The organism is Streptococcus sp. F2, from assembly GCF_056500955.1.
This window is the reverse complement of record NZ_JBWKAI010000013.1, coordinates 1-19,774: the sequence shown is the minus strand read 5'-3', so window position 1 is coordinate 19,774 and position 19,774 is coordinate 1. Positions and strand designations below refer to the sequence as shown.

Here is a 19,774-nt window from a genome sequence, read left to right as displayed (position 1 = left end):
GTATGCTAAGCATAGTCTTCCGGTCTTGCTTGGGTAACTTGACCTTGATTAGCTGTTAGTTTATCTCGCTGTTGGTAGTAGATGCGATAGTAACGACTTGGAATATCACTCCCAATACGGTATTTATCTTCTTGTAAGTCAGCATAGAGTGTTTCCAACTGAGGCTCCTGATTTAACATAGCTTGCCAAAACACCTGATCTTTTGCCACCCGTTCAAACCAAGGAGCAATAGCTTGTTGAAACGCTGGCTTATCTAGCTTTCTTAAGGTATTGACAAGTTCTACCAATTCATCTACCCAAGCTGATAACGTTAATACATCCTTAGCCAGTAGAGCTTCTTCCACTTCAAAAGGAAGATCCCTGTGCAGATGACGGTTGCCATTATGCCAAGCAAATGCCTGTAAAGCTAGAGCTAATTCAGTATCTCCTGTATAGTCTGTTAAGGTTTCTAGCCAAGAATGACTAGGCTGATAACGGTTAGCATCCCACAGATAATGGCTCATATCTGTCAAGGTAAGCTTAGATAATTCCCAACTAATCATAGGGTTAGAAACAATCCCCTGGACCTGATAGTCTGATTGGCATAAAAATGGTGAGCGATTGGCAAAAGGAGTTAAAAAGAGACGTTCTGGATCTTTTTGATAATCATTAACAGGAATATTGTCCCAAATAATGATAGGCCGTTGATATACTGCTGCCATGGTTTCAATATCTGCTTGCGATATTTGACTAGCTAGCGTACTTGGGCCTGTCCAGAAAAAGGCGATTTCTTTAGGAATCCTTTCTGACAGCTCTTGCAAATAGATAGAATCATGGTGATTATCGTATTCTGTCGGACAGATCACCAATCCCGGGGCCGCATGTTGTTGGTTTAAAAAGTGATGAACCTCAGTTGCCAAGTGGGCCTGAGCATAGGCAGTCTTTTTGAATCGTCTCTCAACGGCATCTACAATTTGGTAGTCAATATCATCCAGCAAAAGCCCAAAATGACAAACACCTAACTCTAGAAGTTGTTGCAATTTTTGATAGAGCAACTGATAGTCAGCTTCCTTGGTATAATCAAAATCAAGTCCCGGACTAATCATATACCAGAAATCAATTCCTTGTTCCTTGGTTACTGCAAGTAGCTCTTTGAAATAAGTCACCCAATCCTCAGGATAAAGATCGCGCCATTGTTTTCGCTGGTAATCATCATCTTTCGGAGCATACATGTAAGTATTCATCCTTTTATGTCCAATGAAACGTAGGCAATCTAACCGCTCTTCTCGTGTCCACGGTGTTCCGTAAAAGCCTTCAATTATCCCCCGCATAGCAAAAGAAGGACTATGCTTGACAGACACAATCGGTAAATAAAGTTTATCCCCTTTGAAAGTCATCACTTTAAGCAAAGCTTCTTGGGCGTAACGAAAACCTCTAAGGTTTTGGCTTTCAATAATGATTTCCTTATCTTCTGAAACCTTCAGGGTAAAGGCATCCTTAGCCAGCTGACGGTTAAAGAAATGTTTAACGGTCAACTCTGCTTGGCCTTCTTCAATCCACTGAAAATACTTTGACGTTGCCAAGTCTGGTAACATGGCCGTTTGATTTTCAAAACGGAAAAAACGACCGACAAATCGGCATGTCAACGGCATGTCAAAGACAAGATAGTCTCCTCTTGTAATGACTTCTTGATAATCCCTTAAGGCGTGATAAATGGTCATTTCTGGTCTCCTTTACCTGAGCTAAACGGCTCATGCTATTAACGTCTTTTTTAGTGACTACTTTCTCTAATAAATAACTGGACAGGTAACTGGCAAGAAGTTACAGCTTTCTGAGGGCTTTCAATTTTTTGCAGTAGTAATCTTGCTGCTTCTTGCCCCATTTGGTAAAAATCTTGAGCTGCTGTGCTTAATTTGGGATGCAACAAACGGGAGGCTTGACTATTATCAAAGCCTACAATAGCAACTTGGTCAGGAATAGATAAGCCCGCCTGTATGCTTTTTTGAATCAGTTGAATAGCCAGCCAATCATTTTCCACTACCAGGCCTGTCTTAGGGGCTGTCGTCTCCGATAAAACGGTCACCAAGCGGTTCAGATAAGCATCAGAGGTTTCAGCTTTTTCCTTGGGAAAATACGAGGATGGTAAAGAAGTTTCTGCCATTGCCGCTAAATAACCCAAATAACGATCTCTGACCGATGACACTTCCCCAAAGGATTCGGTTGCTACAAACCAAATCTGGTCGCAGCCTTGATCAATCAAATGCTGAGTCAATTGATAGGCACCGCCTTTATTATCCGCCACAACAGCCGGAAACTGAAAAAGGTCCAGAGATTTATCCAACAAGACTAGCGGAATGTGATGATGGTCGCAGTAAAAGAGGAAATCAATACTGTGATTGACATCTTCTGGGTAATAAATAATACCAGCATAGTCTGACAGGGTGTCTAACCTTACCGTACTGGCCAATTGAACCATGAGACGGTAACCTGTTTCAGCAATGGAGGTCATAATTCCCTTAGCATAATCTCCCAATTCATAATCAGAAGCAAAAGGAAGAATCAACAATAAATCCTCATTCGCTTCAGGGGACTTCACTTGCTTTTCAGCTACGAAGCTTCCTTTGCCACGACTTCTGGTGATCAGGCCTTCTTGCTCCAGTTCTACAAGCGCTCGCTTAGAAGTGATACGACTAACCGAGAACTGTTCTGACAATTCTTTTTCAGTAGGTAGGCGGTCACCAATTTGCAAACGACCTGATGCTATCTGCTCTTTAATGAAATGATATATCTTTTTGTATAATAATTCTGTCATTCTTTACTCCTGCTATCAGTATAGCATGTCAAAAAAGAATTGTAAACCTTTTCAAAAACTTATAGACAAAGTTTAACTTATCATTTATAATGAAACCGAAGATAAATGATATATCATTTGGAGGATATGACATGACAAGACCAATTCCAACTAGTGTAAAGCAATTTATGGCCAAGGTGGAGGCCCTTTGCGGAGACCAACACCCTGATTGGGCTCTTAATTTCAAAACAAGCTTTGCCAATACCCTAGAAACAACCCTAAAGACCTATGAAGACGGCACTAGCTTTCTCTTGACAGGAGATATTCCTGCCATGTGGTTACGTGATTCTACTGCGCAAATGAAACCTTACCTCTTCCTCGCCGAGGAAGATGAGGAAATTAGAAAGATTATTGCCGGTCTGATCAAACGCCAATTCCGCTACATTTGTATCGATCCCTATGCCAATGCCTTCAATGAAGAAGCTAACGGAAAAGGACACCAAACAGATCACACCCAAATGAACCCTTGGATTTGGGAACGCAAATATGAGATTGATTCCCTCTGCTACCCTATTCAACTGGCTTACTTGCTCTATCGTGAAACAGGAAGCACCGATCAGTTTAATGACGATTTTCATCGTGGGGTAGAACTCATTCTTGACCTATGGACAGTTGAGCAAGATCACTCCCAGTCTCCTTACTTGTTTGAACGCGATACTTGGCGCAAAGAAGATACCCTAACACATGCTGGAAAAGGAAGTCCTGTCGCACCAACAGGGATGACCTGGTCAGGCTTTAGACCAAGTGATGATGCTTGTCAATATGGTTACCTCATTCCTTCAAATATGTTTGCAGTGGTTGTGCTTTCCTATCTAGAAAATTTATATAACAACCTTTTTCACAATGAACCAGTAGCTACTCGTGCCAAGCAGCTGAAAGAAGCTATTCAAGCAGGTATTGCAGACCATGCCCTTGTTCAAAACAGCAAGGGAGAAACCATTTACGCTTATGAAGTGGATGGTCTGGGACAGTTTTCCATCATGGATGATGCTAATATTCCAAGCCTCCTCGCTGCACCTTACCTTGGTTTTTGCGCTAAAGATGATCCTATCTATCTGGCAACGCGCCGCACCATTCTCAGCCAAGAAAACCCTTATTATTATCAGGGAAATGCAGCAGCAGGCATCGGTTCTTCCCATACACCAGACAATTATATCTGGCATATCGCCCTTGCCTTACAAGGATTGACCGCTCTTGACCAAGACAGTAAAAAAGAGATGCTTGATTTGCTTGTGGCAACAGATGCTGGTACCCATTTAATGCACGAGGGTTTCGATGTCAATGTTCCTTATCAATACACCCGTGAGTGGTTCTCTTGGGCTAACATGATGTTCTGTGAACTACTTCTTGACTATCTTGGCTTTAGCATTGCTCCTTAGAAAGTGAGGCCACTATGGCAACCAAAAAAGTACATATTATTTCACACAGTCACTGGGATCGCGAGTGGTACATGGCTTACGAGCAACACCACATGCGTCTGATTAACTTAATAGATGACCTGTTAGAGCTTTTTCAAACAGATCCTAATTTTCATAGTTTTCATTTGGATGGCCAAACCATTATCCTAGATGATTATTTGCAAGTACGCCCCGAACGAGAACCTGAGATTAGACAAGCCATTGCTTCGGGAAAACTCCGTATCGGACCTTTCTATATCTTACAGGACGATTTTTTGACCAGCAGCGAGTCCAATGTGCGCAATATGCTCATTGGCAAGGAGGATTGTGACAAATGGGGAGCTAGTGTGCCACTTGGTTATTTTCCAGATACCTTTGGAAATATGGGACAAACACCACAGCTGATGTTAAAAGCCGGCCTACAAGCTGCTGCCTTTGGTCGAGGCATTCGTCCAACTGGATTTAACAATCAAGTAGATACCAGTGAAAAATACAGCTCACAATTCTCTGAAATCAGTTGGCAAGGCCCAGATGACAGTCGTATTCTTGGACTCCTCTTCGCCAACTGGTACAGCAATGGCAATGAGATCCCAACAACAGAGACTGAAGCACGGATTTTCTGGAATCAAAAGTTAGCCGATGCTGAACGCTTTGCCTCAACCAAGCATCTTCTGATGATGAATGGCGTGGACCATCAACCCGTACAACTTGATGTCACCAAGGCAATCGCTTTAGCCAACCAACTCTATCCTGACTACGAATTTGTGCATTCCTGCTTTGAAGATTACTTGGCTGATCTCGCAAATGATTTACCAGAGAACCTTTCAACCGTCCAAGGAGAGATTACCAGTCAAGAGACAGATGGCTGGTATACCCTAGCTAACACGGCTTCTGCTCGCATTTACCTCAAACAGACTAATACCAGAGTCTCTCGCCAACTCGAAAACATCACCGAACCCTTAGCAGCAATGGCTTATGATGTGACAGGTACCTACCCTCACGACCAACTGCGTTACGCTTGGAAAATCCTCATGCAAAATCACCCTCATGATTCTATCTGTGGTTGTAGTGTTGATAGTGTTCATCGGGAAATGATGCCCCGTTTTGAAAAAGCCTATGAAGTCGGACACTATTTAGCAAAAGAAGCTGCCCAGCAAATTGCTGGCGCAGTTAACACGAGTGACTTTCCAACAGATAGCCAGCCCTTCCTCTTATTTAATACAAGTGGCCATTCCAAAACAAGTGTTGCTGAGCTCACCCTAACCTGGAAAAAATATTATTTTGGCCAACGCTTTCCTAAAGAGGTTTACCAAGAAGCTCAAGAGTATTTGGCAGGACTCTCCCAATCTTTCCAAGTCATTGATGTATCAGGAAACACTATCTCAGAAGCAGACATTTTGGACACAAGCATCGCCTTTGACTACGATTTGCCCAAGAGAACCTTCCGAGAACCTTATTTCGCCATAAAAGTGAGATTACGGCTACCAATAACTCTCCCTGCCATGTCTTGGAAAGCCTTAGCATTACAACTAGGAAACGAGACAGCTCCTTCAGCAACGGTCCCACTCTACGACGATAGTAATCAGTGCCTTGAAAATGAGTTTCTAAAAGTTATGATACAAACCGATGGTCGTCTAACCATCACCGATAAACAGTCAGAGGTGAGCTATCAAGATCTCCTACAGTTTGAAGATTGTGGCGATATTGGAAATGAATACATTTCCCGCCAACCAAATCATGACCAACCTTTCTATGCAGACCAAGGGACCACCAAGCTTAACATGATTAGCAACACCGCTCAAGTTGCTGAACTTGAAATCCAGCAAACCTTTGCCATTCCTGTCTCCGCAGATAAGCTCTTACAGGCTGAAATGGAGGCTGTCATTGACATCACGGAACGCCAATCAGGACGTTCACAAGAAAAAGCTGAACTGACCTTAACAACCCTTATCCGCATGGAGAAAAACAATCCTCGCCTCCAATTCACCACAAGTTTTGATAACCAAATGACTAATCATCGCTTGCGCGTCCTATTCCCAACGCACCTTAAGACAGACCATCACCTAGCTGATAGTATTTTTGAAACTGTCAAACGTCCAAATCATCCAAATGCTGCCTTTTGGAAGAATCCAAGTAACCCACAGCACCAAGAATGCTTTGTGAGTCTCTTTGATGGTGAAAAGGGGGTCACTATTGGTAACTACGGCCTCAACGAATATGAGATTTTACCAGATACCAACACCATTGCCATCACTCTCTTACGTTCTGTTGGTGAAATGGGGGACTGGGGTTACTTCCCAACACCTGAAGCCCAGTGTCTTGGCCAGCATAGCCTATCTTATAGTTTTGAAAGCATTAATAGGCAAACACAATTTGCCAGCTATTGGCGGGCACAAGAAGGCCAAGTTCCTATCCTAGTCGAACAAACCAGCCATCATAAGGGAAGCTTAAGAGCAGAGCATAGCTATGTCACTGGGGCAGACAATCAAGTCGCTCTAACGGCTTTCAAACGTCGCCCATTAGACAATGCCCTTATCACGCGCAGTTATAATCTCTCAAACGATAAAACTTGTGACTTTAGCCTAAACCTGCCAAACCACAAAGCCAAGGTCACTAATTTGTTAGAAATAGATAGTAAGCAAACAGCGCCCAACCAACTTGGCAAAGCGGAAATCCTGACCCTAGTCTGGCAAAAAGAATAAACTCTCTTTTACTCCTGACAATGCAATATACTCAAAAAAGGAATAGGTTCTAAATCCTATTCCTTTTCATCTATTATTTTCTAATTCCATACCGTTCAAGACTACTAACTCTTTTCCAAATCAGTCCCATCGGTATTACTCCGGGACTCGGTTTCACCTTGACTTAGTTGCTGGCAAAAGCCAATCCAGTCATTCTGATACGTTTTCTGATTAACAATAGCTTCTTTTAAATCTAGTACACTGCTAATCCCTCGTTCTTGACAGGCTAACACACAAACGCCATAATGCGGCCAGTCATCAGCATCGTCATAAATCACTGGAATACTTTCCCAGCCTAACTCTAGAGCACAAAAAGCTCTAGTATGACCATCTAAGATCACATCTTGCCCATCCATTTTCCTAATGATAATGGGCTGCATCACCGCTTCATCCTTAGGTAACCAATCCCTGACAGCTCTTAATTTATCTTCTGATAGGTAGTATTGAGTCGGCTGCAAACTAGCAATTATTTTTGTCATCCACTAATACCTCTTGAATGGATTTTGGCTTCGTAATAGCCAGGTTATGGTCACCCAGCATTTTTTCCATCCAAATCATATCAAACCATTGGTCAAATTTATAACCCACCTGGTGGAATTTTCCTACGAGCTGATAACCCATTTTTTCATGAAAGAGCTGACTGTGATTCGCTAAATAAGGAGATTCACATGCTGTGCTAGCAATACAGGCATTGCAATTCAAAATACCCATCTTAGTCAAGTACCTTTCTAACGCTTGATACAATTTGGTGCCAAGCCCTTTTCCCTTATTCTCCATAGCAAGGTAGATGGTCACTTCAGCTGACCAGGCATAGGCCGCTCGTGCATGAAAAGCACTAGCATAAGCATAGCCCAAGATAGAGCCTGCTTCTTCTGCTACCAAGTATGGGTAAAAAGCCATTATCTGTATCATACGCTTTTTGAAAGCTTCTAAGTCCGGTACTTCATAATCAAAAGTGACCGCAGTATCGGTCACATAGGGGGCATAAATAGCTAAGAGTGCTTCCGCATCCTCTAAGGTCGCCAAACGAACGCTTACGCTCATCACATCTCCTCCTCTTTTATTTATCCTAGTCTCCAATGCTTAGTTATCTCATTCTAACATGTTTTTTATCAGCCCGAAATGGTTTCTCCTCAAAAAGTACCTATTCTCCTGCTAAATCCGCTATACCCTAATTGATTAAGACAAGCAATCCATAGCATCATATCACCAAAGACAGTTTATCCTTTTCTGACCCTGCTTAAATTATCAGACCAAAGAGAAAATAAAGGAGACAACACCCTGCTAAACCCCTTCAAACTAATTGACCAACAATTTACTCACTTGGAAACCTTTCGAAAATACCTCAATTTTCAAGGCTCTTTAATCGCAGTCCTAGGTTTTATATTGCATCCCTATACAAGTTGTGGTAACTTATCTAACCGGGACTATCTCGTGTATCCTATCATTCCTTATAATGATTGTTGAAACCTACTATCAATGGTATTGGTATCAATTTAGAAAAAAACATCAGAACAAGCAAAAAGATAACTAGCCTTGTTGTCCTCTCATGACAGCTCGCTTTCTCAGCAGTTACTTTATTCATAAAAACACGAGAACACTGATGACAATGTTCTCGTTTACGTTGAATGTTCTAACTATTGTGTCTCCCATAGAGAGGTCAGATAACATTACTCCCTTTTACCACTTTTCAGATTTTTGTTCAGCCCTCCAAGGTCAGCAGGGACAAAGTTAATATAGTTGAAAAACTGCTTAAAATCAAGGAATGTCAGCATTCCTTTTTCTGTAGTTTCACGACAGCCACAAGGCTGTTATTTTTATCCGAACTTATTCCCATGTCCTCTTCGATAAATGAAATCTTGAAACAAAGGGGTTTCCCACTTCTATCATATCCTTAGGACTTGTCTGCTTTAATCAAACTTATAGGTATAATTCTGCCATGAGTTCAAGACTTCTGATACGTTGTTTCAGTCCCGGAACTAAAGGAATAACCAAGACTTCACTCGCTTGAGTAGCTTCAATCAAGTCATCCAGTTGTTTTTTAACAGTTTCCTTATCACCGATAATAGCTCTTGTTCTGTTGTCTTTTATTAGCTCTTTTTGGTCTTGAGTGAGTGGATAAGCAGACGCATCGTCAGTATCGGGATACTGTGTGAATTCATTAAAGCTATCATTTCCTAACATCCAGATATCTAAGGTCTTCGCCATGGCTTCTGCCTCTTCAGCAGTGTCAGCAATGACAATAAAGCTAGCTAATGTAAGATGAGGTTGTGAGCCTTGTGATGATGGCTTAAAGTTCTGGTGATAAATAGCTGAAACTTTTTTAGCTTCTTCCATAGTATTCAGTGGCATATAAGGGAAAATACCAAATACATATCCCAACCCTAATTCTGCCGCTAGTTGTGCAGTTTCTTCACTATGACTGAGGGTCCAGAGTTCTGGTTCCGTATCAATTTTGGGATTAACAGCTATCGGAAGAGGATTTTCTTTATCATGATGCAAGTAAGCATCTAAATCTCTAATAACTTGAGGATAGTCATCCTTCGTATGAATACTCTTCATGGCAGACTGCACCAAAGGATTACCTAAAAAATTGCCTACCCCGAGATCAATACGATTAGGATATCTTGCTTCTAGGGTCTTTATGATTTCTGCAACCTTGTAAGCACTATAGTGAAGGGCCATGATGCCTCCTGATCCTAATCGGATGCGAGACGTTTTCATCCCCAATTCCATCATCATTAATTCAGGACTACTAATAGCAAAAGCCGCAATATTATGATGTTCAGCCACCCAGAAACGATGATAGCCTAATGCCTCAGCTTTTTGCGCTAATTCAATGGTTTCATCTAATGCTTCTTGGGTGGTTCTATTCTTATCAATTAATCCATAATCTAAAACATTCAGTTTCATGTTAATTCCCTCTCTTATTATCCTCTTCCAAGCCGCTGAATCAATGACGTGATTGTCCTGACATCCTCAATCTCATTGATGGTCAATTATTTTTTAAGGATGTCGGAATCTAAAATCACTTCCTATATTACCATTATTAGCAAAACTATAGAAGACTTTTAGTTATTTTTTATTGGATTTCTCGAAAGGCTTCCATATAATCTTCTTTTAGTTTATATTTTAAAATTTTACTCGCTACCGTTTCTGGAAATTCCTTAACAAAAACAATTGACTTGGGAGTTTCAAATCCTGCTAACCGTTGACGTCCATAGGAAATCAGCTCTGACTCCGTTAGCTGACTATCATCTTTTTTGATCACAAAGCCAACAACAACTTCTCCCCACTTATCATTAGGAAATCCTAGGACAGCTGCATTTCTAACATCATCATGGCTTCGTAAAATGGCCTCAACACGACTTGAGGATACCGATTCGCCACCTGTCTTAATGATATCCTTATCCCGATCAACCATTTTTGCTAAATGATGATCATCAAATTGAATGAGGTCTCCAGAATGGAACCATCCGAATGCCAATGCTTCTTCGGTAGCTTTTTCATTTTTATAATAACCCGAAAACATTTGTGGAGATCTATAAACAACTTCCCCAGTTTTACCCGGTCCCTCAATCAAGTCCCCCTCATCCGTCATCAAAGCTGCTGCTAAACTAGGATCAGGCTTTCCTAGGTAATTGGTCAGAGGACAATTTTGGTAATAATGCTCTGCAAATTGATCGTGGAAAAAGCGAAAACCAGCAATTACCTCCGTCTGAGAAAAGGATCCCCAGATAAGCACCTGATCACTACAGATAGCTTTTAAGGTATCATGATAACGAGGTGCTAGTGCTGTGTAGCCATATATAATTGAAGTAAGACTCTTAAAATTATAGACAGTTTCATGTGATTGATAATGTTCAATCAAGTCTCTGAGGGATTCAGAAGAGCCCGCCCATAGTGCAGACACCTTCTCTCGACTAATCATGTCAGCAAGTCCCTCCATAGATTGCTTACGACCAATTAGCAGGGTACCTCCCATTAAAAATGCGGAGCCTGGTAAGGTTTGATCGGCTACGTGATAGATAACTGGAAGAAAACTAGCAACTTTATAGTCTGTTTCCAGATGAAGACCTCGGGATAATTTCATTCCATAATTGTAGGAAGCGAAGTAAGTGTTGTGATGTGAAATCATAGCCCCTTTGGGCATGCTTGTTGTTCCTGAGGTAAATAGAATTTCCCAAATATCATCTCCGTGAATACGAATTTCAGGTGCTGAAGGTGACGATTGCTCTAAAAAATCCTTAAAATCTTGACTGTCATTTGAAACTTCTCCACCAAGGGGGATGACGACATTAATCTCAATGCCTTTTTCGTTTAAAAGACCAGAAATAGTAGAAACATGCTCAGCATCTGCTAGAACAAATTTCGGTTCCGTTAACTCAATAATATGCGCAGTGACATCTAATGCCACCATGGTATTGACAGGCACAACAACAAGTCCAGCTTTGGCAATACCTAGTTTAGCAATCATGGCCTCAGAAGAATTATCACAATACAATAAAACCCGATTTCCTCTTTCCAAACCAGTTGCTAAAAGACTGTTTGCAAATTGATTGGCAGCATTTTCTGCTTCTTGATAGGTTAAACGAGCAAAGTCTTGATAGGCATACGCACCTTCATAAGCCACTATAGCCTCTTTATTAGGATAACTATAAGTCACTCGTTCCAAAAAATCACCAACACTCACCCTATCCCAACGATTATCACGACGACGATTATATAAACTCGTCACATCAATTGCCATTGAATCACTCCTTCTATTTTTGACGTTGCTGAGACTACATAAAACATTGAAATCAATTATTTCGAACCAGTTTGCTTAGGAGGAAATAAGCGATCAACAATGACCTGGACCGTTTCTATCCTCCTAATTGCAGCAGCAACCTGACCCGCTAAATAGCAACCATTGTCTGTTTCGCTGACAACGGCTTGATGGTAAGCATTTCCAATATAGGCATTTAACTCTTCTTTTGATGCCCCTGAAAATTCTTTTTCCGCATACTCAGCAACCAAGGTTGTCTTCAAACTACGAACGGGATGGCCGTATTTTAAACCTGTCACAATAGTTGCAGGCTCACTAGCATCCAGTAACTTCTCTTTATAGGAATTGGGAATTTGGCACTCTTGACTGGCTAAAAATATGGTACCCGCCTGAACCCCTTTGGCACCCAAAGCAATCATAGCCGAAATAGAACGATGATCATAAACACCACCTGCTCCAATGACTGGTACTGAAACAGCATCGACTACTTGGGGGATTAAGACCATGCTAGAAATCTCTCCAATATGGCCGCCAGATTCCTGTCCTTCTGCAATGATCGCATCAACTCCTAAAGCATCCATTTTTTTAGCATGATAAACAGACCCTACCACAGCTAATACTTTGATACTGGCTTCTTTAAGGGCTCGCAAATAGGGAGCTGGATTCCCAGCTCCAGTTGTCACAAATGGTACCTTCTCTTGCACAATGACTTCTACTAATTCAGCAATATTGTTTTGTTGTAACATCAAATTAACACCAAAAGTATGACTGGTTAATTGACGAACTTCGTCAATCAATGCTTTTAATGATGTAGGAGTTTCGCCAACAGATGTTAGGATACCAGCGCCACCAGCTTCGCTAACAGCTGCGACGAGTTTGGGTTGGGAAATGTAGGCCATTCCCCCTTGCAATAAAGGGTAACGACAGTTCAATAATTTTTCAATACTGGTCATGTACTTGCTCCTAAATTTTCAATAATCCCTGCAGCTCCCATACCGCCACCGACACACATACTGATTAAGCCATATCTCTCTCGACGGCGTTTGAGTTCGGAAAGAGCTTTGATGGTCAATACTGTTCCTGTCGCACCATTAGGGTGACCTAAGGCAATTGCTCCACCATTAACATTAACTTTATCACCAGCTAGATTTAAGGCTTTAATACAGGCTAATGCTTGAGCAGCAAAAGCTTCATTTAATTCAATCAAGTCTATATCTTTTTGTTTTAAACCTGTTTTTCCAAGAACCTTAGGGATAGCTGTGATAGGACCCAATCCCATGAGTGCTGGCTCACAGCCAGTCGTATGGCATCCCAAAAATTTTGCAAGTGGTTTAAGCTGATACCGTTTAACAGCTGCTGGAGAAGCAATAACTACAAAAGCAGCCCCATCACTAATTTGTGAAGAGGTTGCAGCCGTGACTGTTCCTTCTTTCTTAAAAATCTTAGGTAAGCGCTCAAGTTTCTCGATACTGGAATCCGTTCGAATCCCTTCATCCTTATCAATGACATGGTCTTCAAGGACAATATTACTTCCTATACGCTTTGGTCTCTGAACCACTACAGGAATAATCTCCTCTTCAAACTTACCAGAAACCTGAGCCAAGTGAGCCTTTTCATGGCTTGTAAGGGCAAAGCGATTTTGTTCTTCAGAACTAATAGAATACTTTTCGGCAACATTTTCAGCAGTAATCCCCATCCAAGGACTGTATGGATTAGGAGATGATTCTAACAAAAGGCTATTGGTCATTTCTGGACTAGTTGCTGGTGTCGTACTAGGAAATTCAAGACCACCAGCAATCAGGAGATCAGCCTGTTGAGACTGGATAAAGGCTGCAGCTGTTGCAATACTCTGTAAGCCAGAAGCACAAAAACGGTTAATGGTTTGACCCGGAACACAAACATCTAAACCAGCTAGCAAACTGATTTTTCTAGCAATGTTCATGCCTTGAAGGTTTTCAGGAACTGAACAACCTACAATCACATCCTCAATGGCGTGAGTGGGGAAACTTTCTCCTAAGGTAGTTAAGACCCCTCTAAGCACCTGAGCAGCAATTTCTTCAGGTTTACTATAATAGTAAGTTCCCTCTTCCTTTCCTTTACAAATTGGAGAACGTCCATAAGCAACAATATAGGCTTCGGTCATCGCATCCTCTTTCTAATCTAAATTCGTGAATGATACCCTAAGGCTTAGCAAACTGTGACAGTTTTTCAATAGTATCTGGATTTGACAAAAGCTGTAGAAAACATTCTTTTTCTAGGTTTAAGAGATGTTCAAAGTCAATTTTAGTTCCCATTGGCAAAGAACCTCCTCCTAAAACAAAGGCCAGTTTTTCTAGGACAGGAACCTCTGCAGCTGAAATGAAACCTCCTGCTCTATAATTGGCAATCATTCCTTTCATAATCGCAATAAATTCATTGCCAAGAGCACGATAGGATTGAGGTTCCACAGGAATGTAACCTGCCTTATCCAAAAACAGGACACGACTGATTGCCAATTCTACCAAATCTGCCTGTCGTTTCACAATAGTGGTATTAGCTTTTAATAAGCCTAAACGAACTGCTTCATAGGCGTTATTGGACACCTTTTGACCTGAAACTAACAAAAAGCGGTCTACCAAGTCTGTCTTCTTTTGAGCCCTGCTATAAGATGACCTCAGAACCGTTTCAGCCAAATAAGCCAAGCCACCACCACCAGGCAACAATCCAATACCATACTCAACAAGGCCGATTTTAAGATTAACATCAGCCAGAACTTCTGAAGAAAGCATTGCAATTTCCGCTCCGCCACCTAGAACTTTCCCATGTAGCGCAGAAATGATTGGTTTTCTGCTAAATCGCAGAGCTTTCAAAAGCTCGTGTGTCTTAGGATACTGATCTTGTAAGGAAGATAAAAGAGTTTTCTCCTCGATTTGTCTTGACATCAACTTAATGTCATAGCCAACTGAAAAGTGCTTTCCTAGACTATGAATCACAAGCCCCTTATTATCAGATTCTTCAAGCAATCTAATAGCTTCACTTAAATCATTTAACAACTGGGGATTGATTACGGATTTTGGAGTCGCCATGCTAAATAACAACACACCATCCACTGTTTGCCTAAGGGAACTCTGGTTAGGTCGATCCCAGATAATATTTGGTGCCACCTGCATTATCTCCAGAGACGAATCATAGGGATTTTGAGCATAAAAACATCCATTAATATGATCAAGCCAGTTCGGTAATGGTCCAAATCTTTTTTGCAAGTTTTCTTTAACTTGATTGAAGCCAAGTAAATCCCAAATTTCAAATGGTCCCAACTGCCAATTATACCCATAACGCATAGCTTTATCGATAGACTTATAATTCTCAGTCGCAAAAGGAACTTGAATAAGGGCATAATATAAGACATTTTCAATAACCTGCCTTAAAAATAAACTCAAGGGATCATTATTAAACATGATGTCATGAAAGACAGTTTTTGGCGATGCATTCTTATATCTTTTAAACCATTCTTTTGGAATAGGAGACATTGCTTGATAGTGATAGGTTTTGGGATTGATGACAAGTTTTTTCCCCTCAATGATTTGATAATAACCCTTACCATAACGAGTGCCAAAATAAGAACGATTGACCATTTCTTTAGGTAAAGACCGTTCTTGAAAGAAAGGCGCATCTCGTTTGCTTTGAGCATAGGTTTTTTGGGCCTCATCAGATAACAATAAGCCAGTATAATCGGTCAAAGCGTAAGGGCCCATCGCTGATCGTTTTAAAGCATGAACAGAGAGAAAATCAATAGCTTCAATCCCTATATCGGCTTCCTCACCCAGTCTCATCAAGTCGTAATTAGCATAAAAACCTATCCGATTAGCAATGAAACCTAGCACATCATTGGCAATAATCATTTCTTTTCCTAAGGTTTTTTCAACGAATTCTTCTATAAGAGGTTTATACTGCTCTTCAAATTCCGAATGATAACACACTTCTACTAAGGGCATCTGACGAACAGGAGCGAAAAAATGAAGCCCCAAAAAACGTCTCGTCATATCTGGATTCAAAGAACTAGCTATCTTTTCAAGGCTTAATGATGAGGTATTAGTAGCAATAAAGGTATGCTCTCCAAGCTGACAACTAAGTCTTTGCAATAAAGACTGCTTTACCTCTAAGTCCTCCACAACTGCTTCAACTATTAAATCAGCATCAATCCTCTGTTCCAAATAGGTATCCAAAGACTGGAAGTGAAAATGCTGAATATAAGAAGCTTCATATAAGCGTTTCTTGATATAAGAGAGGACAGCTTGCTCATCCTCTTGCAAATTCTGCGAAGAACTGACCTTGACCAAGGTAACCTCCAAATGGGAATTGAGCAAAAAAGCTGCTAGTTGTTTCCCCATCATTCCCGTTCCCAAAATGGTAATACGTTTTATCATGATTCCTTCTCTCTCAATTAATCTTTAATGTCACGGTATGTGGCCTTATTTTTTGATGTTAACATCTTTCATATCGTCTTCAGTCATTTATGATGGTCATCGATATGCCGTTTGGACAATTTCACAACCGCCTCGGTCCTTGCCGTATGGGGGAACATGTCTACACTTTGGATATAGTGAACATCGTAAACCTTTGTTAGCTGCACCAAGTCGCGGGCCAAAGTGGAGGTATTACAAGACACATACACCATCTGTTTAGGCTGGTAACGAAGAATGGTTTTTAATAATTTATCATCTAAACCAGTTCTTGGCGGATCGACTATGATAGCATCCGCGCGGTAACCTTGTTTATACCATTTGGGAATAATATCCTCTGCCTTCCCTGCCTCATAGTAAGTATTATCAAAGCCCATGGATTTGGCATTTTTCTGTGCATCCTCAATGGCTTCTGGGATGATATCCATCCCTCGCACAGACTTGACTTTCCCTGCAAAGGCAAAGCCAATTGAACCAACGCCACAATAGGCATCGATAATGTGATCTGTGACCCCTACATCCAAGGCCTTAACCACCTCGCCATACAAAACCTCTGTCTGCTCTGGGTTAAGTTGGTAAAAAGCCCTCGGCGACAAAGCAAATCCATAGTCCAAAACTTCTTCATGGATCGCCTCTTGTCCCCATAAGATTTCAGTTTCTTCCCCATAGATGTCACTCGATTTAGAACGATTAATATTCAAAGCCACCGTCTTAATTTGAGGAAAAGCCTTGATCACGTCTCCAATGAGTCCGGCCAAACTAATTTCCTTACTGCTCACAATAATAATCTGCACCTGATCACTAGCCTGTGCTTTCCGAACCATTACCGTCCGAATACCAGCAATATTGCGTTCATTGTAAACAGGCAATCTGTATTTATCCACTAACTGAGTGATGGTATTAATGATTTCCTGTGTCAATGCATCCTGAACCAAACAATAATCAATAGGAACCAAACGGTGACTACCTTGTGAAAATAGACCAGCTTTAACCGATCCCCCAAATGATCTTAACTGAAACTGCAATTTAGCTCGGTAGTGGTCTGGCCTCTTCATTCCCTTGGTATGCCTAATCTCAAATTGCTCATAACCAGCTGGTTTGAATTTTTTAAGGGCCTGTTTAATCACATCATCCTTGAAATCTAGCTGTTTGGGATAAGCCAAATGCATGATTTGGCAGCCACCACAAGTTTCATAAATAGGACAAGCTGGTTTGACACGATTCTTAGAAGCCTTGTTTACCGTTAACAGCTTGGCCTCTACAAAGTTACGCTTAACCGCAGTGACTTGGCAAAAAACATCTTCTCCCTTCAAAGCACCGGGAACGAATACCAAGGTTTTCTGATAAAAGCCAATCCCTTCGCCATTAATCCCCATTCGTTTAATTTTTAAAGGAATTTTCTGTTTAACCTTTATGACCATGTCTTCCCCTTACTCTGTAACTTTTTTAATCTCACTGCCAAAGTCACTCACGAGCTAACCTATTTTAGCAGTATTTTCATTTTCTATTTTACCATTTTTGATATAATGAACATATGAAAATCACTAAAATCGAAAAGAAAAAGCGTCTGTATCTCGTTGAATTTGATGACAATGACGCTCTGTATGTAACAGAAGATACCATCGTCCACTTTATGCTGAGTAAAGATAAAGTCCTTGACAATGATCAGCTTGAAGACATTAAACATTTTGCACAACTGTCCTACGGTAAAAACCTAGCTCTCTATTTTCTTTCCTTCCAACAACGCAGCCAAAAGCAAGTCAAGGACTATCTGCTTAAGCACGATATTGACGAAAGCATTATTCCGGACATCATTCACCATCTCCAACAAGACAAGTGGTTAGATGACGCCAAATTAGCGGAGACCTATATCCGTCAAAATCAGCTAAATGGTGATAAAGGTCCTCAAGTGTTAAAACAAAAATTATTACAAAAAGGCATTGCAAGTCATGACATTGATCCTATCTTATCTCAAACTGACTTCAACCAAGTTGCACAAGAAGTATCCCAAAAACTCTTCAGTAAGTACCAAGAAAAACTTCCTCCCAAAGCTTTAAAGGATAAACTGATGCAATCCTTGCTCACCAAAGGCTTTTCCTATGACCTGGCTAAACATAGCCTCAATCAGCTTAATTTTGACCAAGATAATCAAGAAATAGAAGATCTTCTTGACAAAGAATTAGACAAACAATATCGTAAACTCAGTCGCAAATATGATGGTTATACCTTAAAGCAAAAGCTCTACCAAACCCTATACCGAAAAGGTTACCCGAGTGATGATATTACCAGTAAATTAAGAGATTATCTCTAAGTATGACAAAATTAAGTGATTTATTCACACATTTATGATAGACTATAAGGGATAAGTTTAAATTGTAGAAAGTTGGTAAGGCATGAAATTACCTAAAGAAGGCGACTTTATTACAATTCAAAGTTATAAGCATGATGGTAGATTGCACCGAACCTGGCGCGATACTATGGTACTCAAAACAACTGAAAATGCCCTTATTGGAGTTAATGATCACACTCTTGTCACAGAAAGTGATGGTAGACGCTGGGTTACTCGTGAGCCTGCAATCGTTTATTTTCACAAAAAATACTGGTTCAACATTATAGCCATGATTCGAGATAATGGTGTTTCTTACTACTGTAACCTAGCTAGTCCCTATGTTATGGATGGTGAAGCCCTCAAATACATTGATTACGATTTAGATGTCAAAGTTTTTGCGGATGGTGAAAAGAGATTACTTGATGTTGACGAATACGAGGTTCATAAAAAAGAAATGCAGTATTCAGCTGATATGGACTTTATCCTAAAAGAAAATGTCAAAATATTAGTTGACTGGATTAATCATGAAAAAGGACCATTTTCCAAGGCCTATATCAGTATTTGGTACAAACGTTATCTTGAACTGAAGAATCGTTGATAGTTGTCTAGCACTCCACAGGAGTGCTTTATTACTAGAGAGGAGAATTTTTTATGGCATTTCAAAAAGCAAAGGAACGCTATGCCAGCTTTGGTGTAGCAACTAGCCTTCCTCCCGAATTGATTGATACGTTTTGGGAAATCATCGATCACTACCTAAAAGGTGTTTTTCCCCTTAATAATCTCCTTGTTTTCAAACTAATTAAAAACAAACAATCCCTTTCTTATGAGTATATTGATCGAAAACGTGGACTACGCATCGTTTTTGATTACAAAGCTCGGTTTGATCCTTTTTACCCAAGAACAATCTATGTAGTCGACAATTCAGGTATTGAAACGATCTTACTCCCTCATGAAATCAATTAAACGAATGCTTGACTTATAGTTACATGCATAATCATACTAAAAAGATATCCGCTGATCATATTTCAAAGGATATCTTTTTTGTATTCCAAATAATACTAACCTCCTATCAAAATAGTCAAACGAGTCAAACAAGAGATAGGAACTATACATTATCAAAAGTCCAAACTCTATTTTAACTGTAACCGCCCAATAACAAGGTACCTATCCATCCCCTCCCTCCTCCAGTATACTGTTATAAAAAACATTACTGGAGGATTTATGATGTCACAACCTATCGTCCCATTGACTGTTCCCCAATCTCGCC

15 protein-coding genes are annotated in these 19,774 nt (G+C 40.6%); 5 read left to right on the top strand and 10 right to left on the bottom strand.

Going from position 1 to position 19,774, the window contains the following annotated elements:
- Nucleotides 1-5: 5 nt before the first annotated feature.
- The gene (locus ACYTR8_RS05495) at nt 6-1,700 is read right to left on the bottom strand and encodes a beta-N-acetylglucosaminidase (protein WP_479641807.1); all 1,695 of its coding nucleotides are present in this window, start codon (nt 1,698-1,700) and stop codon (nt 6-8) included.
- Between the two features lie 50 nt (nt 1,701-1,750).
- The gene (locus ACYTR8_RS05490) at nt 1,751-2,791 is read right to left on the bottom strand and encodes a GntR family transcriptional regulator (protein WP_479641806.1); all 1,041 of its coding nucleotides are present in this window, start codon (nt 2,789-2,791) and stop codon (nt 1,751-1,753) included.
- Nucleotides 2,792-2,922: 131 nt separating this feature from the next.
- Here ACYTR8_RS05490 and ACYTR8_RS05485 point away from each other — a divergent pair, with 131 nt between their 5' ends.
- Entirely contained in the window at nt 2,923-4,209 is a 1,287-nt protein-coding gene (locus ACYTR8_RS05485) for a glycoside hydrolase family 125 protein (RefSeq protein ID WP_479641805.1), read from the top strand.
- A 14-nt stretch (nt 4,210-4,223) separates the two neighbouring features.
- The gene (locus tag ACYTR8_RS05480; RefSeq protein ID WP_479641804.1) at nt 4,224-6,929 is read left to right on the top strand and encodes an alpha-mannosidase; all 2,706 of its coding nucleotides are present in this window, start codon (nt 4,224-4,226) and stop codon (nt 6,927-6,929) included.
- 104 nt (nt 6,930-7,033) lie between these two features.
- Here ACYTR8_RS05480 and ACYTR8_RS05475 read toward each other — a convergent pair whose 3' ends face one another.
- The 8 genes from ACYTR8_RS05475 to rlmD all read right to left on the bottom strand — a co-directional run bounded on the left by ACYTR8_RS05475 (nt 7,034) and on the right by rlmD (nt 17,599).
- Nucleotides 7,034-7,447 (bottom strand): ParB/RepB/Spo0J family partition protein, encoded by a 414-nt coding sequence (locus ACYTR8_RS05475; protein WP_479641803.1) that lies wholly within the window; start codon nt 7,445-7,447, stop codon nt 7,034-7,036.
- A complete protein-coding gene (locus ACYTR8_RS05470; protein WP_111717257.1) occupies nt 7,428-8,012 on the bottom strand; it encodes a GNAT family N-acetyltransferase in 585 nt (194 codons plus the stop codon). Before ACYTR8_RS05470 ends, ACYTR8_RS05475 begins: the two co-directional genes overlap by 20 nt.
- A gap of 876 nt (nt 8,013-8,888) precedes the next feature.
- Nucleotides 8,889-9,881, bottom strand: coding sequence for an LLM class flavin-dependent oxidoreductase (locus ACYTR8_RS05465; RefSeq protein ID WP_111717260.1), 993 nt, complete (start codon nt 9,879-9,881; stop codon nt 8,889-8,891).
- A gap of 169 nt (nt 9,882-10,050) precedes the next feature.
- Nucleotides 10,051-11,718 carry a class I adenylate-forming enzyme family protein gene (locus ACYTR8_RS05460; protein ID WP_479641802.1) on the bottom strand — a complete coding sequence of 556 codons (1,668 nt, stop codon included), beginning with the start codon at nt 11,716-11,718 and terminating at the stop codon, nt 10,051-10,053.
- A gap of 56 nt (nt 11,719-11,774) precedes the next feature.
- The gene (locus ACYTR8_RS05455; RefSeq protein ID WP_443597396.1) at nt 11,775-12,689 is read right to left on the bottom strand and encodes an NAD(P)H-dependent flavin oxidoreductase; all 915 of its coding nucleotides are present in this window, start codon (nt 12,687-12,689) and stop codon (nt 11,775-11,777) included.
- On the bottom strand, nt 12,686-13,879 hold the full coding sequence (locus tag ACYTR8_RS05450; RefSeq protein WP_479641801.1) for a thiolase family protein: 1,194 nt from the start codon (nt 13,877-13,879) through the stop codon (nt 12,686-12,688). The genes ACYTR8_RS05455 and ACYTR8_RS05450 overlap by 4 nt, the downstream gene beginning before the upstream one ends.
- 37 nt (nt 13,880-13,916) lie before the next feature.
- Nucleotides 13,917-16,142, bottom strand: a complete 2,226-nt coding sequence (locus ACYTR8_RS05445) for a 3-hydroxyacyl-CoA dehydrogenase/enoyl-CoA hydratase family protein (protein WP_269761005.1) — start codon at nt 16,140-16,142, stop codon at nt 13,917-13,919.
- Between the two features lie 83 nt (nt 16,143-16,225).
- Complete coding sequence (gene rlmD, locus ACYTR8_RS05440; protein WP_479641800.1) at nt 16,226-17,599, bottom strand: 23S rRNA (uracil(1939)-C(5))-methyltransferase RlmD; 1,374 nt, start codon at nt 17,597-17,599, stop codon at nt 16,226-16,228.
- A gap of 113 nt (nt 17,600-17,712) precedes the next feature.
- Here rlmD and recX point away from each other — a divergent pair, with 113 nt between their 5' ends.
- From recX to ACYTR8_RS05425, 3 genes are all read left to right on the top strand, one after another.
- Nucleotides 17,713-18,489 (top strand): recombination regulator RecX, encoded by a 777-nt coding sequence (gene recX, locus ACYTR8_RS05435; protein ID WP_479641799.1) that lies wholly within the window; start codon nt 17,713-17,715, stop codon nt 18,487-18,489.
- 82 nt (nt 18,490-18,571) lie between these two features.
- On the top strand, nt 18,572-19,105 hold the full coding sequence (gene ntdP / locus ACYTR8_RS05430; protein WP_479641798.1) for a nucleoside tri-diphosphate phosphatase: 534 nt from the start codon (nt 18,572-18,574) through the stop codon (nt 19,103-19,105).
- Nucleotides 19,106-19,158: 53 nt separating this feature from the next.
- The gene (locus tag ACYTR8_RS05425; RefSeq protein WP_111717276.1) at nt 19,159-19,470 is read left to right on the top strand and encodes a DUF960 domain-containing protein; all 312 of its coding nucleotides are present in this window, start codon (nt 19,159-19,161) and stop codon (nt 19,468-19,470) included.
- The last annotated feature ends 304 nt before the right edge of the window (nt 19,471-19,774 follow it).